This window comes from Shewanella sp. Isolate13 (assembly GCF_022398325.1).
Lineage (GTDB): Bacteria > Pseudomonadota > Gammaproteobacteria > Enterobacterales > Shewanellaceae > Shewanella.
Window position 1 is genome coordinate 1 of the sequence record NZ_JAKEVD010000043.1, and the last position, 24851, is coordinate 24851.

At 44.6% G+C, this 24851-nt stretch carries 14 protein-coding genes and 1 riboswitch; of the genes, 12 read left to right on the forward strand and 2 right to left on the reverse strand.

Features of this window, described 5'->3' with window-relative positions; all coding sequences use genetic code 11:
- The first annotated feature begins 436 nt into the window (after positions 1 to 436).
- From L1D44_RS19190 to L1D44_RS19215, 6 genes are all read left to right on the forward strand, one after another.
- A complete protein-coding gene (locus L1D44_RS19190; protein ID WP_239892888.1) occupies positions 437 to 1441 on the forward strand; it encodes a BMP family ABC transporter substrate-binding protein in 1005 nt (334 codons plus the stop codon).
- A gap of 153 nt (positions 1442 to 1594) precedes the next feature.
- Positions 1595 to 3184, forward strand: coding sequence for an ABC transporter ATP-binding protein (locus tag L1D44_RS19195; RefSeq protein ID WP_239892889.1), 1590 nt, complete (start codon positions 1595 to 1597; stop codon positions 3182 to 3184).
- Positions 3181 to 4311: an ABC transporter permease gene (locus tag L1D44_RS19200; protein ID WP_239892890.1), complete on the forward strand. Its 1131-nt coding sequence runs from the start codon at positions 3181 to 3183 to the stop codon at positions 4309 to 4311. Before L1D44_RS19195 ends, L1D44_RS19200 begins: the two co-directional genes overlap by 4 nt.
- Positions 4312 to 4314: 3 nt before the next feature.
- Positions 4315 to 5280, forward strand: coding sequence for an ABC transporter permease (locus tag L1D44_RS19205; RefSeq protein WP_239892891.1), 966 nt, complete (start codon positions 4315 to 4317; stop codon positions 5278 to 5280).
- A gap of 681 nt (positions 5281 to 5961) precedes the next feature.
- Positions 5962 to 6810: a hypothetical protein gene (locus L1D44_RS19210; RefSeq protein WP_239892892.1), complete on the forward strand. Its 849-nt coding sequence runs from the start codon at positions 5962 to 5964 to the stop codon at positions 6808 to 6810.
- 323 nt (positions 6811 to 7133) lie between these two features.
- A complete protein-coding gene (locus L1D44_RS19215; RefSeq protein WP_239892893.1) occupies positions 7134 to 7499 on the forward strand; it encodes a hypothetical protein in 366 nt (121 codons plus the stop codon).
- A 508-nt stretch (positions 7500 to 8007) separates the two neighbouring features.
- On the opposite strand, the gene L1D44_RS19220 is transcribed toward L1D44_RS19215, so the two are convergent.
- A complete protein-coding gene (locus tag L1D44_RS19220) occupies positions 8008 to 8997 on the reverse strand; it encodes a class 1 fructose-bisphosphatase (RefSeq protein WP_239892894.1) in 990 nt (329 codons plus the stop codon).
- Positions 8998 to 9271: 274 nt separating this feature from the next.
- Here L1D44_RS19220 and L1D44_RS19225 point away from each other — a divergent pair, with 274 nt between their 5' ends.
- Positions 9272 to 11515, forward strand: a complete 2244-nt coding sequence (locus L1D44_RS19225; protein ID WP_239892895.1) for a S9 family peptidase — start codon at positions 9272 to 9274, stop codon at positions 11513 to 11515.
- A 394-nt stretch (positions 11516 to 11909) separates the two neighbouring features.
- Here the strand turns inward: L1D44_RS19225 and arcA are convergent, their stop codons facing one another.
- On the reverse strand, positions 11910 to 12626 hold the full coding sequence (arcA, locus tag L1D44_RS19230) for a two-component system response regulator ArcA (RefSeq protein WP_012153996.1): 717 nt from the start codon (positions 12624 to 12626) through the stop codon (positions 11910 to 11912).
- A gap of 563 nt (positions 12627 to 13189) precedes the next feature.
- On the opposite strand from arcA, the gene L1D44_RS19235 reads away from it, so the two are divergent.
- The 5 genes from L1D44_RS19235 to L1D44_RS21820 all read left to right on the forward strand — a co-directional run bounded on the left by L1D44_RS19235 (position 13190) and on the right by L1D44_RS21820 (position 24851).
- A complete protein-coding gene (locus L1D44_RS19235) occupies positions 13190 to 13618 on the forward strand; it encodes a DUF3293 domain-containing protein (protein ID WP_239892896.1) in 429 nt (142 codons plus the stop codon).
- Between the two features lie 167 nt (positions 13619 to 13785).
- A riboswitch (Lysine riboswitch) is annotated at positions 13786 to 13970 on the forward strand.
- Between the two features lie 145 nt (positions 13971 to 14115).
- Entirely contained in the window at positions 14116 to 15501 is a 1386-nt protein-coding gene (gene lysC / locus L1D44_RS19240; RefSeq protein ID WP_345773643.1) for a lysine-sensitive aspartokinase 3, read from the forward strand.
- Between the two features lie 36 nt (positions 15502 to 15537).
- Complete coding sequence (locus L1D44_RS19245; RefSeq protein WP_239892897.1) at positions 15538 to 16644, forward strand: succinylglutamate desuccinylase/aspartoacylase family protein; 1107 nt, start codon at positions 15538 to 15540, stop codon at positions 16642 to 16644.
- 244 nt (positions 16645 to 16888) lie between these two features.
- Complete coding sequence (locus L1D44_RS21815; protein ID WP_345773644.1) at positions 16889 to 20695, forward strand: S8 family serine peptidase; 3807 nt, start codon at positions 16889 to 16891, stop codon at positions 20693 to 20695.
- 355 nt (positions 20696 to 21050) lie between these two features.
- Positions 21051 to 24851 (forward strand): S8 family serine peptidase, encoded by a 3801-nt coding sequence (locus L1D44_RS21820; RefSeq protein ID WP_275660537.1) that lies wholly within the window; start codon positions 21051 to 21053, stop codon positions 24849 to 24851.

Genomic DNA, 24851 nt, shown 5'->3' on the forward strand with positions numbered 1-24851 from the left:
CTTTAAGTTTAGTAATTAAAATTCATTCCTTAAATTGTTCAATATGTAGAACAGTGTTGTTACTGCTCCTTCTGTGTTTATGCCTTTTTGTTTGTATCCTTATATATTTAAAAGGTAAATCCTTTGGCTTTACCTTGTTGTTTGTTCTTTTTGGTGGACAGTTCTTAATAAAATTTGGCTGTACTATTTAATCGCAGCGTTATGGGATTTAAAGCGTGATTTTGCGCAAATTAAGGCGAATTTTTGTATTAAAAGTACAACTGCTAGCTTTTTAGCTTTGACTGATTTATGGGCTTTTGGGGCACTAGCAATCCTATTCGGTGCTGCTGTAAGCTCTGGTTTCTTGATCTTAAATGATGGCTTCAAGCTCGGGGTTTTTACTGCTTAAAGCTGTCAATAATACGAAAAATAATACCTATACCTTATAAGGACGAGAATGATGAAAATCCTGAGCGCAACTGCTGCAGCAGTCACTCTAGCAATGTGTTCGTTTGCAGCTTCTGCTGCTGACTTTAAGCCTGCCGTTGCTTTTGATACAACTGGTAAGTTCGATAAATCTTTCAACCAAGCCGTTTATCAAAATGGTGTGTTGAAGTTTAACGAAAGCTCAGATGTTGAAGTACGCGAATTCGTACCTTCAAACGATGCGCAGCGTGAGCAGGGCCTTGAGCGTTTAGCGCGCCGTGGTTTTAGCCCAATCGTTGTTGTTGGCTTTATGTATGGCACTGCACTTGAAAAAGTCGCTAAGAAATACCCTGAAACTGAATTCGTTATTATCGATTCAGTTGTTGACCTTCCAAATGTTAAATCACTAGTGTTTAAAGAGCACGAAGGTTCATTCCTTGTTGGTGCACTTGCTGCTATGAAGTCTGAAACTAACAAGATTGGCTTTGTTGGTGGCATGGATATTCCGCTAATTCGTAAGTTTGCTTGTGGTTATGAGCAGGGCGCGAAGTTCATCAGTCAAGATGCAGAAGTATTCCAAAACATGACAGGTTCTACTATTGCTGCATGGAACGATCCTGCGCGTGGTGCTGAGCTTTCTAAGAGCCAGTTCACTAAAGGCGCTGACGTTGTCTTCGCTGCTGCTGGTGGTACCGGTGTTGGTGTTTATCAAGCCGCTAAAGATGAAGGCAAGTTCGCAATTGGTGTTGATTCAAACCAAAACTACCTACACCCAGGTGTAATGCTAACTTCTATGGTTAAGTTGGTTGGTGTTGCCACATTTGAAGTATTTAAAGATGCTGAAAAAGGCACGTTCGTTGCTGGTATCGATAGCCGTGGCCTTAAAGAAAATGGCGTTAACTGGGCAATTGACGAGTATAACCGTGAACTTGTGACCCCAGAGATGGAAGCGAAAATGGTCGATATCACTAAGAAGATCATCGCCGGTGAGATCGTTGTTCATGACTACATGAAAGACAACACTTGTAAGTACTAAGCCGTATTAAGATTGATTAAGCTCCCTAGTTGCTGACTGGGGAGCTTTATTATGAGTGGCAATTTTTAAGAGTTAATTTTTAAATCATTATTTGATCAATGTTTATTTATCAATGTCTATTCATCAATGTCGATCAAGGCATTTGAGATAATTATGACCATGTCTACATACGCAAAAGAAAAATCAGATGAGCGTCCCACAGCTCTTGAGCTTCGTGGTATCGACAAACGATTCGGCGCTGTTCACGCCAACAAAGATATCTGCTTAAAAATTCCTGCTGGCACCATTCACGGCATTATCGGTGAGAACGGTGCAGGTAAATCCACCTTGATGAATATCATTTATGGTTTCTACACCGCTGATAAAGGTGAGATCCTAATTGATGGTATCGAGCGCAAGTTGGCTAATTCTAAAGAAGCCATCAGCTATGGCATCGGTATGGTGCACCAACACTTTATGTTGGTGGATAATTTTACCGTACTTGAGAACGTCATATTAGGTGCTGAAGAGGGCGGTTTACTTAAACCTAGCCTGAGAAAGGCGCGTAAAGAGCTTGAACGTTTAGCCAAAGAGTACCAACTTGATGTACCGCTCGATAGCCTCATTGAAGAGCTGTCGGTTGGACTACAGCAGCGAGTTGAGATCTTAAAAGCGCTATATCGCGGCGCAAAAATTCTTATTCTAGACGAGCCTACAGGGGTTCTGACGCCGCAAGAAACTGAGCACTTATTCCATATTTTTGATGCCTTACGAGCGCAAGGTGTCACTATCTTATTGATCACCCATAAGCTTAAAGAGATCCTTTCTGCCACTGACAATGTGTCGGTCATGCGCCAAGGTGAAATGGTTGCCCATAGAGAAACGGCTCACACCAATAAAGAAGAGCTCGCTGAGTTGATGGTTGGTCGTAAGGTTCGCCTGAAAGCCGAGAAAAGCGATGCCAATCCAACTGAGGTATTGCTTTCAACCCATAAGCTTACCTATACCGATTCAATGGGCGTAGATCGCCTCAAAGAGGTATCGATTGAGATTAAGGCTGGTGAAGTGGTTGGTGTTGCAGGTGTCTCTGGTAATGGTCAATCAGAGCTATTAAGTGCACTTGCCGGCCTTATCACGCCAACCCGTGGTTCAATTAAGGTTGGCGGTAAGGTGATTGATGCCAACAACCCTAGTTGCGCCGATGAGATGCGCAAACTAAAGGTTGGCCACATCCCAGAAGACAGACTAGTCATGGGGCTAATCAAGTCTTTCACCGCCGAAGAGTCAGCCATTCTTGGTCATCATAATCAGTCGCAGTACAACGGCCATTTATTGAATAAGCCTAAGTACATTACCTCTGAATGTAAGCGCTTAATGGATGAGTGGGATGTTAGACCGCGAGATCCTAAGCTGAAAAGCTCACTGTTCTCTGGTGGTAACCAGCAGAAGCTGATCATTGCCCGCGAAGTGGATCAAGACCCAGATATCTTGTTGATTGGTCAGCCGACCCGTGGTGTCGATATCGGTGCGATTGAGTTTATCCACAAACGCATTATTGAGTTAAGAGAGCAGGGCAAGGGCATTTTACTGGTTTCTGTTGAGCTAGATGAAGTGATGTCGCTCGCCGATAGGATCATAGTGATGTTTGACGGCCATGTGGTTGGTGAGATTGATGCCAGCAAGGCCGATGAGAAAACTTTAGGAATGATGATGGCAAATATTATGCCTGATGAGCTGGCTTCGGATAATGGAGGTCAGCAATGAACGACTCTAAAATCCCATCTTGGGTAAATATTTTTGTTTTACCTTTGATTAATATCATGTTTGCCTTTGCGTTTGCCGCCGGTATTTTCCTTGCGGTAGATGTGAATCCGATCGAAGCGGCTGGTGTGATGGTACGCGGTGCCTTGGGTTACCAAGAGGGTATTGGTTATACGCTTTATTATGCGACTAACTTTATCTTTACCGGTTTAGCTGTGGCAATGGCATTTTCTGCTGGCCTATTTAACATTGGTGGTGAAGGTCAGGCTTATATGGGCGGCTTAGGTGTCGGGCTTGCCTGTTTAGCGCTTGATAGTACCTTGCCTTTCTGGGCATTGCTGCCAATTACCATGCTTGCCAGTATGTTGTTTGGTGCGCTGTTTGCGCTGATCCCGGCTTACTTACAGGCGTACCGTGGTAGCCATATCGTTATTACCACCATCATGTTTAACTTTATCGCGTCAGCGTTAATGGTTTACCTACTGGTAAACGTACTTAAGCTTGAAGGGCAGATGGCGCCAGTATCGCGCGTATTTGAAGATAGCGCTGGCTTACCCATGTTCCATGAAATGACCCAGTGGTTTGGGATCTCCTTCTCACAATCACCGATGAACCTAAGCTTCTTTATTGCGCTTATCTGCTGTGTACTCGTTTGGGCGCTGCTGTGGCGTACTCGCTGGGGTTATGCTATCCGCGCAATGGGCGCTAGCCCAAGTGCGGCCGAGTATGGTGGTATTAACTATAAGAAACTGATCATTGTGGTGATGCTTATCTCTGGTGCGCTATCAGGCATGATGGGCTTGAATGAAGTGCAAGGTTATAGCCAGCAGCTAAAACTCGACTTCGTTGCGGGTTATGGTTTTACCGGTATTGCCGTGTGTTTGATTGGCCGTAGTCACCCGATAGGGATCATCTTAGCCAGTATTTTATTTGGTGTGCTGTATCAAGGCGGCGCTGAACTGTCGTTTGATTACCCGAATATCGATCGTGAAATGATCCAAGTCGTGCAGGCGCTAGTAGTACTGTTTAGTGGTGCATTGGCATTGATGCTGGTTAAACCGACTGAGAAATTATTTGTGTTTCTTGATCAAAAGAAGGCAGCCATCGGCGGCGCTAAGGCGGAGGCATAAATTATGTTTGAGAATATCATTCTAATCTTAGATGCAACCCTAAGGGTATCGGCGCCGCTAATCCTTGCTGCACTGGCGGGACTTTTTTCAGAGCGCTCGGGTATCGTTAACATCGCCCTTGAAGGCAAGATGCTCTCTGCTGCCTTTGCTGCGGCGGCAACTGCCACTGTGACAGGTTCAGTTTGGCTGGGTCTGTTGGCGGGCATTGGCGTTTCAGTCATGCTGTCACTGGTGCATGGTTTTGCGACCATTACCCACCGCGGCGATCAAATTGTATCTGGCGTAGCCATTAACATGTTGGCAGTGGGCTTAACGGTTACTCTTGGTCGTTTCTGGTTCGGTTTAGGTGGTCAAACACCAGCGCTAACAGATGAGTCACGTTTTACCGCTATCACCCTACCATTTGCAGACGCATTAGCCGATGTACCGGTTATTGGCATGATTTACAGCCAGTTAATGTCAGGGCATAACTTCTTAGTGTATCTGTCGTTGTTTGCAGTGCCAGCGGTTTACTGGATTGTTTATAAAACCCGTTTTGGCCTAAGACTGCGCGCAGCCGGTGAAAACCCACATGCGGTAGATACCGCTGGTATTTCAGTTGCGTGGATCCGTTACCGTGCACTGATTATTGCTGGTGTGCTCGCGGGTATGGCGGGGGCTTACTTATCGACTGCCCACAGTGCAGGCTTTGTGCCGAATATGAGTGCGGGTAAAGGCTTTATCGCATTAGCGGCATTGATTTTTGGTAAGTGGAAACCTGTACCGGTATTGTTTGGTTGTCTACTGTTTGGTTTCCTCGATGCAATTGCTATTCGTCTACAAGGCGTTGAGCTACCGCTGGTTGGCGAAATCCCAGTACAGGCGATTGAGGTATTACCGTATATCTTAACCGTGTTGCTACTAGCAGGCTTTATTGGCCGCGCAGTTGGGCCTAAGGCGATTGGTAAACCATATGTGAAATCTCGTTAAGTTTCGCTAATAACGAACTTTTCGATTGAGATTAAAGAGTTTACTTGAGCCGATATATTTCATATTTGGCTCAATAAACTCTTTTTTGTTTTTAAGCCCAAAAACTAGGGCTGATGTCATCAAACTTCGTTTGACTTCAAAGTTAGACTTCGTCTAACAACTAAGGTCGTGGCGTTGCCACATTGGTAATGCATCAGGCTGCGCCTGACCTTGATGTAATCAAGCTCCGCTTGATAAAGGTCGTGAGCTTCCAGCTCACACTCGGGCAAGAGGGGGACAACAGCTTCCCCCTCTTGCATCTCCCCAGCCGCCCCGACGAAGTTGTGATTCCTCAGTTATTTTCGACAATCGCTATCGCCTCATATTCGCCATCCATGGCTCACCTAAGGCTATCTCGGCATCCATGCCTCGCTCACGCGATTGACTTCAATAACCTCGGCAACTCCGATGGGAATCAGGTGTTTTCTGTGAGTGTGGTGGATCATTAATGACTAGATAAAAGGCAAGCAAAGCGCGCGAGCGCACTTTTACCTAGGCTGTATTGGATACAATTATTGATGATGACGTTTAATATATTGTTATTATTTGATTTTAATTGAATAATTATCCACACGCTTTTTCAGCAGATATCGGTAAAATGCGCGAGTGTCATATTAAAAATGTTAGGCAGTTGGAGAAACAATGAAGAATAAATTGCATTTTGATCCACAAAAAAGCCTAATCGAACTAAAGGTTCTTTGGCTTGTAGTAGGTGTTTTTATTAGCTTCGCAACCATTGTTGCGCTGATCGTGGGTATTAATTCACAGATAACCCCAGATTATTCATATGCTGGTTTTAATCACGCCCTAGTAGTATTTCGTGTTCCTCTAGCTATCTTAGCTCTAATCATCCCAATCGTTGCTTTGCTTGCTGCGAATCATCGCTCAGAGCAAACAAAAGAGCAAATACGTGTTGCGAATGAACAAAATAGCTTTTCTAACTACTATAAACATATCGAAGAGTTTGAAAAGTACTTAAATAAGACATGGGATAGCAAGCTTCATACATCGTCCCCTAGGAAATTGCATAAAGTACTATTCCCGAATGCTAGATATGGTGATTTCTCTGTATCTGCCAGTGTTTGGGATAGTTTCAACTCTATGGTTACACGTTTTGTTGGGCAATCGACGGAACTCACAGCGTGCTCGAAGTCTGATCAAGATCGGATTTTGGTTGAAATGCAATCTACTGTTCGAAAGTTTGCCGACTCACTGCATTTAACTTCTTACGCAGGAAATAGTGGCAGTGGCGTAGCATATGATGGTGTACAAATAATTGTTCAAGATGGTGATATAAAGTTATTTGTTTCTCAAATTCAAAAAGTAGCTCATATCGTTAATGAAGTTTGCTCTTTTGAACTAGCGTATGAACCTAGCGAAACACTACAGCAAGTCCTAGACATCGACTTTACAGACCTACCTAGCTCTAAATTAATGCTAGAAAAAGTGAAGCCAGAATTAGATCTAAGTAAATGGCTAAATGTAGCTTAATCGGGTAGCCCGAGGTATCTAACCTCTATCGTCCACACCACTCTACATGGGGCTCCACAAAGGGCTGTTTACTTGAGATCTATCGTAGAGAACCATCGCTATTGGCATGTTTTGCTGCTTCTTACCAGGCTTTAGGTGTTGCTTAAGTAAGGGGCGCGTTAGAAGTACGCTATTAAGCTTGGGAGAAATAGCAATCAAAAAAAACATGCTCAATTGCGTTTAAAATTAGAGATACTTAACAATGTGTTATGTAAGTTTAGATATCATGGGGTGATGCCGTTTTGTATAATAGAGCTTGATTATGTAGATTAAGAATTACTCGTATGAAAGTTGTCACTCCAGTTGTATTTTTCACATCATTACTACTCTCTTCTTTTAGCTACAGTGCTACAAAAATAACCTCTAAAGAGGCTCCTTTTTATGAAGGGAAAGACGTAATTGCTTGCGGTACTTTAAAGGAAGTATCTCGTTTTAAACGGGGGCTATATCTGAACATGGATGAGCCTTTTCCAAAGCAATCTTTAACACTTGTATTATGGGAAGATGATCTTGCAGAATTTAAGCAAGAGCATGGTTCTATTGAACAATTAATTAATCATGAAGTTTGTGGGAAGGGAACCGTTACAGAATACCGTGGGCGGAGTCAAATAAGCTTATATAATGCTTTTTCATTAAAAGTCGGACATTAGAAATAGAGAAGTCTTGGAGCTAGAGTAAACATTATAATACTTAGCTTAAGCTTTCATGCTTAACTCACAGAAAACACCAAATTCCCCATCGAAGTTGCCGAAGTACGTTGGAATAAATCGCGTGATGCCGACATGGATGTCGGCGTAGCTTTCGCGGGGCAGGATGCCCCATCGGAAGCGTTAGTGATTTATCCATAAGTATGAGGATCAACAACTTCGTCGGGGCGTCATGGTGGATGCAAGGAGGATAAGGACGAGCAGTCCTCCTTGCCCGGGTGTGGGATGGAATCCCACGACGTTTATCAAGCGCAGCTTGAGACGCAGTCTAACTTAAAAGTCAGGCGTAGCCTGATAACAACAAGCTCCCAGCGCCAAAAAGCAAGGCGCAGAAAAAAGCACAACCCTACTAGCATAGGATTGTGCTTTTCTTTTAGATTTTTCTTTTCCGGCTGTTACCGTCTTAGCTTTCTCGGCTCCTGCCGTCTCAGCCTTGCCTAGAACCTAGAACCTATAAAGAAGGCTCTTCACTGTAATCCTGAGCGTGATATTCAAGACACGCATCAACTTCATTGGCAGAGCCAAGAATAACCGCTACACGTTGGTGAATTTCAGTTGGCTGAATATCCATAATGGTTTCATAACCCGTCGACGCTTTACCGCCTGCTTGCTCAACCAAGAATGCCATTGGGTTCGCTTCGTACATTAAGCGTAGCTTGTATGGCTTTTCAGGGTTCTTGTTGTCTGTTGGGTAAGTGAAGATCCCGCCGCGGCAAAGTACGCGGTGTACGTCACCAACCATGGCGGCAATCCAGCGCATGTTGAATGACTTTTCACGAGGGCCAATCTTACCGAGCAATAAATCACTGATGTAAGTCTGCATTGGCGCTTCCCAGAAGCGTTGGTTTGACATGTTAATGGCAAACTCGCCGGTGTCTTTGCTAATCGCCATCGCAGGATTGGTTAGCAAGAACTCGTTAGTCTCTGGGTTTAGGGTGAATAGCTGTACGCCTTGACCTGTGGTTAGCGCAAGCATGGTCGATGGGCCGTATAGCACATAACCTGCGGCAACTTGGTTGCGACCCGCTTGTAGGAAACTCTTTTCTGTTAGCTCGCCTGCTGGGGCTGGCAATACTGAGAAGATAGTACCCACAAGTGAGTTGATATCGATGTTTGAAGAGCCATCTAGTGGGTCAAAACAGACTAGGTACTCACCGTTTGCATCGGCTTCAACAACATAGTCTTCCTCTTCAGAGGCGATACCGCGCACTGTACCGTCGGCCTTTAGGGCATCTTTGAGCATATCATTGGTGATGATATCGAGTTTCTTCTGTGTCTCGCCTTGAACGTTTTCTTGTTCCGTTGCGCCTAACACGCCTGCTAGTGCGCCGTGACGGACTGCGTGGCTAATCTCTTTAGAAGTATTAGCTAGGGTCAGGATAAGTTTTTCAAGAGTAGGAGAAATTGCTTGTGATGTCAGGTTTTCAGCCAGAGTTTGCATCTTGTTTCCTATACAATTTTACGTGAGTAAATTGAGTTTGAGGTCAGGACAAAAGTGTATTCTTTATTATTGACGCGATGATACCTGAGAACGCTAATTTTTTCAGCCGTAAAGATGGGCTTTCAACTACAACGAGTGGCAAAAAATTGTGCAATTTTTGTTTTGCTACCGATTAAGGCACAATGTAGGCGAATTTTCAGCCAAGCTTCTAGTGAGCTGTTAGCTGAACACTTTTTTACTAAAGAAGATTTTGCGTTTAATCCAGGGAATAATAATGACAAAAAATTGGATGAGTTTACTGTTGGCTTCTTTGCCAATGGTATTAACACCTGCAGCTCTTGCTCAAGCATCATCACTCCCCGGTGGCACTGAGCCACTCACCATAGAGCGTATGTACGCATCTCCTGCACTGGCTGGCAGCAGCCCACGCGGCTTAAAGCTGTCTCCCGACGGTAAGCGTGTGACTTACCTTGCCGGGCGTAAAGACAATCAACATCTGTATGACTTGTGGCAGATGGATGTGGCCAGTGGCAAACAAAGCATGCTGATCGATGCCGATAAGCTACAAGCTGGCGAGCTGTCTGATGAGGAAAAAGCACGCCGTGAGCGCCAGCGTATATATGGCCAAGGGATCATGGAGTACTTTTGGTCTAAAGATGGCGAGGCGATTTTAATCCCTGCTGCGGGTCAGCTGTATTACTACTCGGTAGCGGATAACAAGGTCAAGTTACTGGCAACCGGTGAAGGTTTTGCTACCGATGCGCGGCTGTCGCCAAAAGGCCACTTCGTCTCTTTTGTGCGTGAGCAGAACCTGTATGTATTGGAGCTGAAAACCCAGAAAATTACCGCATTAACCACAGATGGTGGCGGCGCGATTAAAAATGCCATGGCTGAGTTTGTGGCCCAGGAAGAGATGGGCAGAATGACCGGTTACTGGTGGGCGCCGGATGAGTCGGCGATTGCCTATACTCGCATCGATGAATCGGGCGTAGAGTTGGTGACTCGTAACGAAATTTATGCCGATGGAATTAAGCTGACCGAGCAGCGTTATCCCTACGCTGGCGAGACTAACGTCAAGGTTGAGCTTGGCGTGGTTACCTTAAATGACAAAAAAGTCGCTTGGGTCGATTTGGGCAAAGACACAGACATCTATCTACCACGGGTTAAGTGGTTACCCGATAGTAAACATTTGTCTTATCAGTGGCAGAGCCGCGATCAACAAGCGCTGGATCTGCGCGTTGTCGCGATCGATGATATCAAGAATGACAGAGACTTAGTCAAAGAGCGTAGTCAGGCTTGGGTAAATCTCAATGACGACTTGCACTTTTTAAAGCAGCAAGAGGCCTTTATCTGGGCGTCTGAGCGTGATGGTTTTAATCATCTGTATTTGATTGGCTTAGACGGCAAAGTGATCCGTCAATTAACATCCGGTGACTGGGCGGTTGATGCGGTCGAATATATCGATGAAAAGGCCGGCGAGGTTTACTTTACTGGCCGTAAAACCAAGGTCACCGAGAAGCAACTTTACCGCGTGGCATTAGCGGGTGGCCAAGTCGAATCCATCAGTCAGCGTAGCGGCATGCACTCAACGGTCTTTGCCGATAATAAGCCAGTCTATTTAGATTACTTTAGTAGCCTTTCACAGCCACCACAGGTGAGCCTGCACGACCAAAGCGGCGAGCGTCTGACTTGGGTTGAACAAAATGAGGTTAAAAAGGGGCATCCACTCTATGACTACTTTGGCCTGTGGCAGCTGCCTGAGTTTGGCGAGCTAAAAGCTGAAGACGGCCAGATGTTGCAATACCGCCTATTCAAGCCGACAAACTTCGATGTTAACAAGCAGTATCCAGTTGTAGTGCGCGTCTATGGTGGCCCCCATGCGCAGCTGGTGGTGAATAGCTGGAGCCATCAAGATTACTTTACCCAGCACTTGCTGCAGCAAGGCTATATCGTTTATCAGCTAGATAACCGTGGCTCTGCCCATCGCGGCACTAAGTTTGAGTATGTGATTTACAAGCAACTTGGTGAAGTAGAAGTGAACGACCAAAAGGTCGGTGTAGATTACTTGCGTACATTGCCTTATGTCGATAGCGACAACATTGCTATCTATGGTCACAGCTATGGCGGCTACATGGCACTGATGAGCCTATTTAAAGCGCCTGATTACTTTAAGGCGGCAATCTCTGGTGCGCCAGTCTCTGATTGGTCTTTGTATGACACCCACTACACAGAGCGTTATATGGGCAACCCAAAGACCAATGCTAAAGGTTATGAGGCCAGCAGCGTGTTGCCTTACGTTGGTGGTTATCAGTCAGGCTTATTGATGTACCACGGCATGGCCGATGACAACGTGTTATTTGAGAACAGTACTCGAGTCTATAAGGCATTGCAGGACGAGGGTAAGTTGTTCCAGATGATCGACTATCCAGGCTCAAAGCATTCTATGCGTGGTGAGAAGGTCAGAGTGCATCTATATCGATCATTAGCAGACTTTTTAGACCGCCAATTAAAGCAATAAGTATGGATGGGTCGCGGTGATAAAATAGCTAGAGGGTTATCTATTAATTGCGGCGGCTTTTATTTATATGAATTTAATATTAATTATAATTAATAGCTGAAAGTATTTTGAGGGATGAAATGGAGCGTCAATTAATTACTCTCAAATATCAGTCGACTTATATAATATCAGGCGATATCTATAAGTAAGTATTATGATCGCAGAGGGAAGGGGCAGTTAAAATGGGGAATGACCTAAGCCTGCTTGGCTTTATTTAAGTTAATACTCTAAATTGTTTATGGGTACAATTTTGAAACTCTGCTAACGATACAAAATATAGCTATAAAAAAAGCCAGTCAATCGACTGGCTTTTTATTAGCTGTAGCGCTAGTAGTACAGCTTTCGGCGCTTAGAATTAATCTTCTAAGCTACCGCAGAAACGGTAACCTTCACCGTGGATTGTTGCGATGATTTCTGGCGTATCAGGCAAGCTTTCGAAGTGCTTACGAATACGACGGATAGTCACGTCAACAGTACGGTCATGTGGCTTAAGCTCACGGCCAGTCATCTTCATTAGAAGGTCTGCACGGCTTAGGATCTTACCTGGGTTTTCAACAAAGTGAAGCATCGCGCGGAATTCGCTGCGTGGTAGCTTGTATGACTCACCTTGTGGGCTAACTAGAGAGCGGCTGTTGATTTCAAGGCTCCAACCGTTGAAACGGTAGAACTCAACTGCACTTTTCTCTTCTGAGTCTGTACCTGTGCTATTAACACGAGTTAATAGGTTACGAGCACGGATAGTCAATTCACGTGGGTTGAATGGCTTAGTGATATAATCATCGGCACCAATTTCAAGACCCAAGATCTTATCAACTTCGTTATCACGGCCCGTTAGGAAGATTAGACCGATATTATTAATTTCACGAAGTTCACGAGCTAGTAAAAGACCGTTTTTGCCTGGTAAGTTAATATCCATAACGACCAAGTTAACTTTGTTGTCTTGCATAGCCTTATGCATTTCAGCGCCGTCATTGGCTTCCGTTACCACATATCCTTCTGCTTCAAAAATACTTCTAAGTGTGTTTCTTGTTACTGCTTCATCTTCAACAATCAGAATGTGCGGGTTTTGCATATTAATTACCTAATCTCTGTCAATTCTAACCATGAGTATAATAATTTTTATACTCCATCTAGTTATGCTGATAAATCACTGATACACGTAGGTGCTTTCAAATTTGGTTCGAAACAGCAACACACTGCATGATAAGCAAAGTATGGGTATCTCACATATGGAAAAACGTGAACTGTATAAACTTCGATTAACAATAGTAGGAAAAAGTTCCTTAGCTACCGTTTTTTATGGAGTTTAAATCTTAAGTCAAACATAGATCACATTTGATACAGCTGTGTGGATTACTCTTCTATCTGTTTCAGATATGTGTAACAAAATGTGTTCGTTACATGTATACAGTATGAGTCAATCAACAAGCCTTATTGTACTCGTTTTAGGCATTTGTTAACAAATGAAATGTTAACAAAATTCCTCGATGATATGATTTAGATCACTTTTTGAAGTTTAAGGCATTGATTATATTGAAGTTGGTAAATTTGCAAATGGTGATGTAAGTCACACTGTTAGGAGGCGCTTACGAGTTTGCTATAATAATTCCACCTAAATTGGAGAAATTGTTAGCAATGAACGACTCTGCTGAAACCTTGTGGCGCTATTATAGAGAAACTGAATTTCTGCTTACTCAATCTTTATCTTCTCAATTATCGTTCGCGATTATCACCGCATATAACCCTAGAGGGCAGCTGCTGACCCCTTGTCAAAATGGTCTTCTAGACCGCCTACTTCAGTATGAAATAGATAGGTTGGGCTTTCCTTACCGTGCAATGATAGGCGCATCTCAAGATAGAAAGCATATGGAGAAGAGCTGGGCGGTTGCAACCGATAAAGAGTCGGCCATTAAGCTTGGGTGTCTGTTTAATCAAAATGCCATCTATTATGTTGAAGCTGACAAACTACAACTCGTGCCTTGCTTACTGATGAAAGAAGAGGCCTTTCTGGGGGCGTTTTCACGTCGGGTCTGCAGGGTTCTGGAGCTCCCCGAGCTTACCTGATTATAGCTTGACGGTTCATGCCCTATAGTATGAATTTTGCCCCGAACTTGTATAAAACTAAATCATCTTATATTTCCGTTGACTTGATTGGTTATTTTTTGATATTTTTTGACCTCTTATTTTGTATACAAAGCGGTTATTTTTGCGAACACAGCCTTATACAAAATAAGTACAGAAGAGGAGCGCTGACTAGGTAGTAAGTTTGAGGGGACCAAAACCCAGTGATGACTTATGAGGGAGATTAGCGCCGAGATATTTAACGCGGTTTTGGTATGCGCTTAAATGTCGGTCGTTCAGGCTGAATCCTGGCGATTGTCACCTATGTTTATTATGGTGGAGAGCTTCTGGTGACGATCGCTTTGTCCCATCTTTTGGGGTGCAATCAATAGCACCAGGCTCTTCGAACGAAGTTAGTTCGGAGCTTATTTCATGTTAGTTATTCAAAATACTCATTTCTGTGCGTGTCACCCGTCTCTAATTTGTATGGAGGCTGTACTGTGTCTATAGCATCAGGAGCTGTAACATTCGTTTCTCAGTTAACTGTCGCCAAGTTCGGTGGCACCTCGGTGGCCGATTTTGACGCCATGCAGCGCTGCGCCGATATTATCATTGCTAATCCGCAAACCCGTTTGGTGGTGGTGAGTGCATCGAGTGGCGTCACTAATCAATTAGTCGCGCTCACGCAGGCCGAAACCACTAGTGATGAGTCAAAGGCACTGATCAAGCAGATCGCCTCAATCCAATATCAAATTTTAGATAAATTGGGTAATCCCAGTGATGTGGCCGCCAAGATAGATCACACCCTCAGCCATATATCGACTCTGGTGGAGCGGCTAAAGCTGACTCGCAGCAAGGCGGTAATGGATGAACTCTTATCTCAAGGTGAGATGTGTTCTTCAATATTTTTTGCCGCCGTATTGAGAGGTAAGGGAGCTTCGGCATCGGCTTTTGATGTGCGCCAAGTGTTGAGAACCGATAACCATCATGGGCGTGCAGAGCCGCAAATTGAGCAAATTGCCGAATTGGCACAAACTCATCTTAAGCCCTTACTTACTGAACAGGTGATAGTGACTCAAGGCTTTGTGGGGGCCGATAGTGAAGGCAATACCACAACCCTTGGTCGTGGTGGCAGTGACTATTCTGCAGCGTTATTAGCTGAGGCACTGCAAGCCGATGCCTTGGAGATCTGGACCGATGTTGCAGGGATCTACACTACCGATCCTCGTCTCGCCCCCAATGCGCGCCCAATCGCTGAAATTAGCTTTAATGAGGCCGCCGAGATGGCGACGTTTGGTGCTAAGGTTCTGCACCCTGCAACGATTTTACCTGCGGTGAGACAAAAGATTCAGGTCTTTGTTGGCTCAAGTTGGGCACCAGAGCAAGGCGGAACTTGGATCCGTCATAAGGTCGAAAGCGAGCCTGTGTACCGTGCCGTAGCGGTGCGCCGTGATCAAACCCTGTTAAACCTCCATAGCTTGCAGATGCTACATGCACAGGGCTTCCTTGCCGAGACATTTGCCACATTAGCTCGGCACAAGATCAGTGTCGATTTGATCACCACCTCTGAGGTCAACGTCTCTTTGACGTTAGATAAAACGGGCTCAGACTCGAGTGGGCAAGGGCTATTGAGTGAGGCGCTGCTGCAAGAGTTGTCACAGCACTGCCGAGTGCGCGTCGAAGATGGGTTGGCTCTAGTGGCGGTGATTGGCAATAACATCGCCTCGACGGCTGGTGTGTGTCGCCGAGTATTTGGAGTGTTAGAGACCTATAACGTGCGCATGATCTGTCAAGGCGCCAGTCCCCATAACTTGTGTATCTTGGTGGATGAATCTGAGGCGGCCAATGTTATTCGCGCTCTGCATGAGAACTTGTTTGAAGCCTAGTTAACAGATAGAGATGAACAGGGAACCGAGTCATTTATGAAATTTACCCAAACGAGCCTGAAGGTAGGCGAGTTGGCAACGGGACAGGAGCTGAATGTTCCTGTCTACCGACTTCTTGCGCAGGACCTTAGTGCGCCTAGCGTGTTTATTCAAGCCAATGTACATGGCGCCGAGGTACAAGGTAACGCGGTGATTTTTCAGTTGATGAAGCAGCTGGAGGCGATGGACGTTAAGGGGGAGGTAACCTTACTCCCTTTGGCTAACCCGTTAGGGATTAACCAAAAAAGTGGTGAGTTCACCTTGGGACGCTTCGATCCTATCACAGGGGTTAACTGGAATAGAGAATATCTCGATCATAAAGTCGATATAGCCAGTTGGTATCAAGCGCACAGTCACTTAGATGACAGGGCGCTTATCCAAGCATATCGTTCGCTTCTAATCGAGTCTTGTCAGTCTCATCTTAACAGTGAGTGGGGCGTGACCACGGGTAAACGCCTAGCGGTAACCTTGCAGTCGATGGCTCATGCAGCCGATATCGTCATCGATCTGCATACGGGTCCTAAGTCTTGTAAACATATGTATTGCCCTGAATATGATGCAGCCTCGGCATCCTATTTCTCTATTCCCTTTACGCTTGTGATCCCTAATGACTTTGGTGGCGCAATGGATGAAGCAGCATTTTGCCCATGGTGGCAGCTGGCTGAATATGCGCAATCACAGGGGCGAGCCCTAGATGTGCCGGTATCGGCATTTACCCTGGAGTTAGCCAGTCAGGAGCGTATCGATATGGATGATGCGCTTAACGATGCACAAGGGATCTTGGCCTACTTAAGCCATCGCGGCGTGATCGACGATAAGCTTGAGCCGGCAAGAATGCCAAGGTTTGGCTGTTATCTGAAAGACTATAAGAAGTTTCACGCACCAACGGCAGGCATGGTTGAGTATAAGGCCGAGCTTGGTAAGCCTCTAGCTGCAGGTGAGACTTTAGCAAATATCTTAAGGCTGGATCTGTATGGCACAGATAAGGAATTAACTGCGCTAAGCCTTAAGCAAGACTGTGTACCTATCTTGCATTTCGCCTCGGCTTCGGTCTATCAAGGCACAGAGCTTTACAAGGTGATGACTAATCTGTTTGAGCTGTAGTCCGTAAGCCCAAATTTACAGTTTGGCCTATTTTGTATCGCCTCTGATTTATTTGTTATTACTTGTAATGAAATTGTTGTTAATTTGTTTGATGCATTTTTTTTATTGTGTTACTAATGCTTTCGCCTCAGTCATATGTTCTTTTTATTAGCTCTATGACATTACATCTCTTCTATTAGAAGTTATTTGGCAACGATAAAGCAGGATAAAACAATAAAAAACGGATGTTTTAAGGAATTGACAAGTGAAAACAAAAATTGCAATTGCAGTCTCCACTGCGTTGGTATCTATGTCTGCTAGTGCGCTAGCAATACAGTCTGATTACAATCAACAAATCTCTTATTCTCAATCTGCACATGCAAGAGCGAATATTGCTGTCGTAGACTCTAAATCAAAGTCTTACTCTGAAAATCAAGTTGTAAGAAATAACGCTATTTTTACTCCTGAAACTAACTTGAGCCCAGGTGTTTATCGTTACTTTGTTCGTTTAATTGAAAGTCCGGTAGCTCTATACCAAGGTGGTATCGAAGGCTTTAAGGCCACATCAGTTGAAAAGGCTCAAGGCAAGAATAGAAAGTTAGATGTGACGAGTGCGAATGTAAAATCCTACCGCTCTTTTCTAACTTCGCGTCAAGATAGTGTGATCCAAAAAGCAAGTGCTGTTTTAGGTGAGTTAGATGTTAAGCAAAGAACTACTCTTGCTTATAACGGTCTAGTCGTTGAAATGACACAAGAGCAAGCTGCTCAATTGGCTAATGTTGCGGGTATCGCCAATATCCAACGTGAGATATTACGCAAGCCAATGACAGACTCCGGCCCAGCAATTATCAAGGCTCCGGCGATATGGAATGGTGAGGCTACAGGAACAGAAAGCCAAGGTGAAGGAATGGTTGTTGGTATTATCGACACCGGGATCAACACAGATCATCCCTCTTTTGCTGACGTTGGCGGTGATGAGTATGATCATACAAACCCTTGGGGCCCTGGCGTCTATTCAGGTGATTGTGCTGGTGACTTCCCAGAGCTTTGTAACGACAAGCTGATTGGTGTGCACAGTTGGCCTGCAGTTACTGAAAGGTATTTGGATTATGATATTGACGTACCTGCAAACGGTGAAGACTACAACGGTCACGGCTCTCATACCGCGGGTACTACAGCTGGCAACGTACTAATTAACATCAATGTACCTGATGTGGATGGCGGTGATACAGGAGTTGTATTTGAATCTATGTCGGGTGTGGCACCACATGCGAATATCGTTTCATACCAAGTGTGTCTCCCTGGAGAAAATGACAATATTGGTTTTGCGGGTTGCTTTCCCTCATTGACAGTACTTGCTGTCGAGCATGCTATTGAGAATGGTGTCGATGCGCTTAACTACTCAATTGGTGGCGGTTCAAGTAATCCATGGAATGATGCAGATGCCCTTGCTTTCCTATCTGCGCGTAAAGCGGGTATTCATGTGGCTACCTCAGCAGGTAACTCTGGCCCTGGCCCTGAGACTGTTGGCTCTCCAGGGGATGCACCTTGGTTAACAACCGTTGCTGCTTATACTCATGACCGTGATTTTTCTGAGAAGAATATTGGTGCATTCTCTGGTGGTAATACGGATGCCCCAGAAAAGCTTACTGGCAAGTCAATGACTGGAGAGTTCACTGGTTCTATCGTTTACGCTGGTGATTTTGAAAACAGTAACGATCCTGATAACGATCCCGCTCAGTGTTTAGAACCATTTCCTGCAGAAACCTTTGCCGAAGATACCATTGTAGTATGTGATCGTGGTGCGATAGCTCGTGTCGATAAAGGGCGTAATGTATTGGCTGGTGGGGCATCAGCTTTAGTGCTTGCAAACCTCCAAGGTGGTGCTACAAGTGTTGTTGCTGATGCGCACGTTTTACCTGCGATACATATCGATGCAGATAAAGGTGATAGCTTAAAGGCTTGGTTAGCTGGTGGTGCAGATCACAAGGCAACGATTACGGGAACTGAAGTTGTTCAGGATGAAGAGCTTGCGCGCATCGCTGCAGGCTTTACTTCTCGTGGTCCAAATAAGTCGGTTCCTGATGTGATTGCCCCATCAATTGCTGCTCCTGGCGTGAGTATTTTTGCCGCTTATGCAGACAGTCAATCAGATGGATTCAAGCAATATCCGGATCCAAGTGATTACGGCTTCCTAAGTGGTACATCGATGGCAAGCCCACATGTTGCGGGAGCCTTAACTTTACTTGCTGGTATTCATCCGGAGTGGACTCCTGCAGAAGTTCAGTCAGCGTTAATGTTGACAGCCAACCAAGACACATTTAAAGAAGATGGTGTTACAGCGTCAGATTTCTTTGATATGGGCGCAGGTTATGCGAACGTTGAAGCTGCGGCTAAAACGGGTCTAGTGATGGATGAAGGCTATGTAGATTACGTTAAAGCAGATCCTGCTTTAGGTGGTCAACCATCAGAGATTAACTTAGCAACCATTGCAAATGCTAAATGTGTTGGCGAATGCACTTGGACGCGTACCGTCAAGGCCACTAAGGATGGAGCCTGGACGGCAAGCACTATGGGCGTTACCGATGGCCTAGTACTTTCCGTTATGCCTGCAAGCTTTGAGCTTAAAGCGGGTGAAACACAAGACTTAACTGTTACTGCGGATGTTTCTGCGGCAAGCAATGGTTGGAATTTCGCTAATATTAAGCTGATGGCCGAAGGGATGCCTGAGGTTAAGCTGCCTGTAGCGGTTAAAGGTCATAGCGATAACTTACCTGCTAGCCTAGATATTGCTGCGGGTCGTAGCGAAGGTAGTATTACCTACACAGGCTTTACCTCCAGTGAGTTGACTAACATCATAGCTGGTGTGTATGACAAATCTTCAGATCTCATTGACCCTATTTCTTTAAGTGTCCCTGAAGATGGTTTTGACTATGTGGGTATGAACTTCCCTGCATTGGCTAACGTTACCATCTCAATCTCATCAGAAACGGCACCAGATGTAGACTTACGTATCCTTGATAGCAATTTTATCAATATTGGTAGCAGTGCGGGGCCAGACTCTAACGAGTCGGTGTCTTTCACTAATTTACCTGGGGGTGTTTACTACCTAGTTGTGGACGGCTACACCGCATCTACACCTGGTGGAACTGATGACGTTACCATGAGGATCAGCTCTGTTTTAGCCAATGAAGAGTCACGCAGTGATGATGTTTCTGTCTCTGTTGAAGAATCTGAAGGCGAATTTAGCCTGACTTTCGATTGGAATACAGATGAGAATACATCAGGTATTCTAATCTTAGCCTCTGGTGATCAGAGTAGCGAAGTGCAAGTTCCTGTTAGCATTACTCGTAAAAATGACGTTAGTCATATTCACGATTTGTCTGATTCAATGACTGCTGGTGTTCCTAGCCGTGTTAGCTTTAATGTTGCACCAAACTTCAGTGATGAAGATAAAGAGTATTCGTTCACAGCACAGATGTCTGCAGGCCATAAGGTTGCTAACATCTCGAATGATGGTGCTCAAGAGGGCAATACTGTTACTTGGACCGTTGTTCAAGAAGCTGCTTCTGGAGAGGCGTTATCGGTAGGATTTGACTTGATCCCTACTAAAGCGGGTTCTGCTTATGCCATGAAACTGACCAATGAACTGGGAGGTGATATGGTTGAAGAAACTGTGAAGTTTGGTGTTAGCGAGGTGGCTCCAGTTGCTGTTATTGATGCACCGAAGACAGCTATTGCTAGACGAAGCGTAACGATAGACGGGTCTAGTTCATTTGACGGTAATGATGATGAGCTAAAGTACAAGTGGGTTCAACTTGGTGGGACACCTATTTCTTTCAATGCTTCGGCTGCTTCATTTGAGTTTTTAGCTCCAGATGTCAAAGAAAGTGGTGATACGCTAGCATTTGAGCTGACAGTGTCTGATGGCAATGGTAATTCTGATACGAAGAGTGTTAGCTTCCCAGTGCAGTATCAGCGTTCTTATAAAACGAGTGATGGTGGTAGTGTAGGCTGGTTTACAACACTGTTATTACCGTTATTATGGATGCGTCGTAAGTTTAAAGCTTAATCATATAGCCTTGAAATAGGTCCATGATTCTTATTAAGCCAGTTGGTGCCGCCAACTGGCTTTTTTATATTTTCTTTTCTACTTCCCTATCAATGATGCGTTATACAAGTAAAAAAGCATACTGTTGAAGTTGTTACTGTAACCCACTGTTTACAAACAAACGTTTATTTATCTCTTTCCGGTCAAAACTTGTTAACAAGTTGTTTGTTATGACTTTTGTATTGTGTTACTAATTCTATAGGCTTAAGTCAAACATGCAGTTAATGGGGTTGTTGGTCGCTTCCCTTCTGGCTTAGGCGGTTAGGCAATGTAAATCGAAATATCAAAATACATTTGCGTATAAAGGAATTGACAATTGAAAACAAAAATAGCGATCGCAGTTTCTGCTGCCTTGGTAACTATGTCTGCAAGCGTGTTAGCGACACAGCCCAATAAAAAACCACAAATCATTAACATTCTATCTTCTCAAACAAAAGCTAATTTGGATGTGGAAACACCTAAGTCCAAGCCCTATTTTAAACGCCAACTCCTCAACACTAACGCCATTTTTACGCCTGAACCTAAGTTAGAGCCTGGCGTTTATCGGTACTTTGTTCGACTAATCGAAAGCCCGGTTGCATTGTACCAAGGTGGTATTGAAGGCTATAAAGCAACATCGGTTGAAAAGGTAAAGGGCAAGAACAGAAAGCTAGATGTGACAAGTGATAGCGTAAAGTCTTATCGCTCATTTCTTACTTCACGACAAGATAAGGTCATTCAAAAAGCGAGCAGTATCTTAGGCGAGCTTAATGTAAAACAAAGAACTACGCTCGCATATAATGGGTTAGTGGTTGCAATGACGCAAGAGCAGGCTGTAGAGCTTGCCAAGGTTGCAGGTATCGCTAATATTCAACGTGAAATTTTGCGTCAACCTACGTCAGATTCAGGCCCCGCAATCATTAAAGCACCAGCAATCTGGAGTGGTAAAGCAACAGGAACAGAAAGCCAAGGCGAAGGCATGATTGTGGGGATTATCGATACAGGCATTAACACTGATCATCCTTCTTTTGCCGATATCGGAGGTGATGATTATGATCACACGAATCCATGGGGCCAAGGTGTTTATTCTGGAGATTGTGCAGGCGACTTCCCTGAGCTTTGTAATGATAAACTCATTGGTGTTCACAGTTGGCCTGCCGTGACAGATGAATACCTCGATTATGATATCGACGTACCGGCAAATGGCGAAGATCACAATGGACATGGTTCGCACACTGCTGGCACTGCAGCGGGCAATGTGTTGTTTAACGTTAATGTACCTGATGTTGATGGTGGGGACTCAGGGGTTGTTTTTGACTCTATATCGGGTGTTGCACCACATGCAAACATAGTGTCATACCAAGTATGCTTGCCTGGTGGTGGAGATAGCATTGGTTTTGCAGGCTGCTTACCTTCATTAACGGTACTTGCTGTTGAGCACGCGATTGAAAAGGGTGTTGATGCGCTTAACTATTCTATTGGTGGTGGCTCTAGCAACCCTTGGAATGATGCTGATGCCTTGGCATTTCTATCTGCCCGTAAAGCAGGGATCCATGTAGCCACTTCTGCAGGTAATTCAGGCCCTAGACCTGAAACTATAGGTTCGCCTGGTGATGCACCATGGCTAACAACGGTAGCAGCTTATACTCATGATCGTGATTTGACCGAAAAGAGCATAGGTACGTTTGTAGGTGGTGATACTGAAATCCCTACAACACTTACAGGTAAATCTATGACTGGCGGGTTCACCGGTTCTATTGTTTATGCGGGGAACTTTGAAAACAGTAATGATCCAGATAACGATTCAGCTCTGTGTTTAGAATCCTTCCCAGCAGACACCTTTGCAGCAGATACCATCGTAGTATGTGATCGTGGTGGAAATATTCGTGTAGATAAAGGTCGTAATGTCCTAGCTGGTGGGGCATCAGGCTTGGTACTCGTCAATAAACAAAATGGTGCTGGAAATGTTGTGGCCGATGCCCATGTATTACCAGCTATTCATGTGGATGCAGATAAAGGTGATGCGCTTAAAGCTTGGTTAGCCAGTGGTACAGGGCATAAGGCGACCATCACTGGCACTGAAGTTATTCATGATGAAAAGTTTGCACGGATTGCGGCTGGATTTACATCTCGTGGACCCAATAAGTCTGTTCCTGATGTGATTGCACCGTCAATTGCTGCGCCGGGTGTGCGTATATTTGCCGCTTACGCTGATGATCAGTCAGATGGCTTTAAGCAGTTTCCTAATCCAAATAACTATAGTTTTTTAAGTGGCACATCAATGGCAAGCCCGCATATTGCTGGTGCGTTAACTTTGCTAGCCAGTATTCATCCTGAGTGGACGCCCGCTGAAGCTCAGTCTGCACTTATGCTAACGGCTAACCAAGATACCTATAAAGAAAATGGTGTTACCGCATCTGATTTCTTCGATATGGGGGCAGGTTATGCCAACGTTGAGGCCGCGGCTAAAACGGGGTTAGTGATGGATGAGAGCTATGTAGATTATGTTAAAGCAGATCCCAATATAGGTGGGAAACCATCAGAGCTTAATTTCGCAACGATGGCTAATGCTAAATGTGTAAGCGAATGCAGTTGGACTCGTACCGTCAAAGCGACTAAAGATGGTGCTTGGACAGCAAGCACTATGGGAGTGGCTGATGGCTTGGTGCTTAACGTTAGCCCTGCAAGTTTTCAGCTTAAAGCTGGTGAAACCCAAGAGCTATTAGTGACAGCCGATGTGTCAGCAGTAAATACAGGTTGGAGCTTTGCTAACATAAAGCTGATAGCTGAAGGTATGCCAGAAGTGAAACTGCCAGTTGCGGTTAAGAGCCATAGCGATAACTTGCCTGCAAGTTTTGACATTACAGCGGGTCGCAGTGAAGGGAGTATGACCTACAAAGGCTTTACTTCCAGTGAACTGAAAGATATCACTGCAGGTGTGTATGACAAGGTCTCTGATTTTGTTGACCCCATTACATTAAGTGTTCCTGAAGATGGGTTTGCTTCTATTGAGATGCTGTTTCCAGCGATGGGGAATGTAGAGATTTCAATTTCGTCTGAGACTGCACCAGATGTCGATTTACGAATATTGAATAGTCGGGATGAAATCATTGCTTGGAGTGCGGGTTTTGATTCTGATGAATCGATCTCGTTTACTAATTTACCAGCAGGAACTTACCATTTAGTTGTTACAGGCTATACAGCTTCAACACCGGGGGGCAGTGATGATGTGACGATGAGGATCACGTCTATTTTAGCCAATGAAGAGTCATTAAGTGATGATGTATCAGTGGCGGTTGAAGAATCTGAAGGTGAGTTTAGTCTGACTTTCGATTGGGATATCAATGACAGTACCTCAGGGCTTGTCATTCTTGAATCTGATGATAAAAGCTACAAGGTTGAATTGCCAGTACGTGTAACTCGTAAAGATGATGTATCGCATATCCACAGCTTATCTGATGATATGACTGCGGGGATTGCGAGTCGTGTTAGCTTTAATATTGCACCTAATTTTAGCGATGTAGACAAAGAGTACTCATTCTCTGCTCAAATGTCAGCTGGCCATAAAGTTGCCAATATTTCTAATGATGGTACACAAGAGGGGAATACGATTACTTGGACTGTTGTACAAGAAGCGTCTTCTGGTGAGGCTATGGCTGTTGGTTTTGACTTCATTCCAACAAAAGCGGGACCTGCATATGCGATGAAGCTTACCAATGAGCTTGGTGGCGACATAGTAGAAGAAACCGTTAAGTTTGGAGTCTCTGAAGTTGCACCAGTCGCAATGGCAAGTTCGCCAGAATGGGTAACTGAAGGGCAAACTGTTAATGTCAGCGCTGCAGCATCTTATGATGGCAATGACGATGAGTTAACTTATCAATGGCTACAAACGAGCGGAGCCCCCGTCCTATTTGATAAGCAAGCTGAAACGTTTAGCTTCGATGCGCCAGCAGTGAGCAGCCAAGGTGATACTTTGTCGTTTGAAGTGACAGTTACCGATGCTAATGGTAACTCAGATACTACAACGACATTTATTTCAGTAACGGAAAAACAAGAGCTTGATAAAGGCGGTTCGATTGGATGGGTAGGTTTACTGCTGCTTCCAGTTGTATGGATGCGTCGTAAGCATAGAGCTTAG

What these genes read in the sequence shown, in the direction of transcription:
- L1D44_RS19205 (WP_239892891.1), top strand. Translation starts at nt 4,315, where the DNA reads ATGTTTGAGAATATCATTCTAATCTTAGATGCAACCCTAAGGGTATCG.
- L1D44_RS19235 (WP_239892896.1), top strand. Translation starts at nt 13,190, where the DNA reads ATGAACGACTCTGCTGAAACCTTGTGGCGCTATTATAGAGAAACTGAA.
- L1D44_RS19200 (WP_239892890.1), top strand. Translation starts at nt 3,181, where the DNA reads ATGAACGACTCTAAAATCCCATCTTGGGTAAATATTTTTGTTTTACCT.
- L1D44_RS19195 (WP_239892889.1), top strand. Translation starts at nt 1,595, where the DNA reads ATGACCATGTCTACATACGCAAAAGAAAAATCAGATGAGCGTCCCACA.
- arcA (WP_012153996.1), bottom strand. Translation starts at nt 12,626, where the DNA reads ATGCAAAACCCGCACATTCTGATTGTTGAAGATGAAGCAGTAACAAGA.
- L1D44_RS19225 (WP_239892895.1), top strand. Translation starts at nt 9,272, where the DNA reads ATGACAAAAAATTGGATGAGTTTACTGTTGGCTTCTTTGCCAATGGTA.
- L1D44_RS19215 (WP_239892893.1), top strand. Translation starts at nt 7,134, where the DNA reads ATGAAAGTTGTCACTCCAGTTGTATTTTTCACATCATTACTACTCTCT.
- L1D44_RS19245 (WP_239892897.1), top strand. Translation starts at nt 15,538, where the DNA reads ATGAAATTTACCCAAACGAGCCTGAAGGTAGGCGAGTTGGCAACGGGA.
- L1D44_RS19190 (WP_239892888.1), top strand. Translation starts at nt 437, where the DNA reads ATGATGAAAATCCTGAGCGCAACTGCTGCAGCAGTCACTCTAGCAATG.
- L1D44_RS19220 (WP_239892894.1), bottom strand. Translation starts at nt 8,997, where the DNA reads ATGCAAACTCTGGCTGAAAACCTGACATCACAAGCAATTTCTCCTACT.
- L1D44_RS19210 (WP_239892892.1), top strand. Translation starts at nt 5,962, where the DNA reads ATGAAGAATAAATTGCATTTTGATCCACAAAAAAGCCTAATCGAACTA.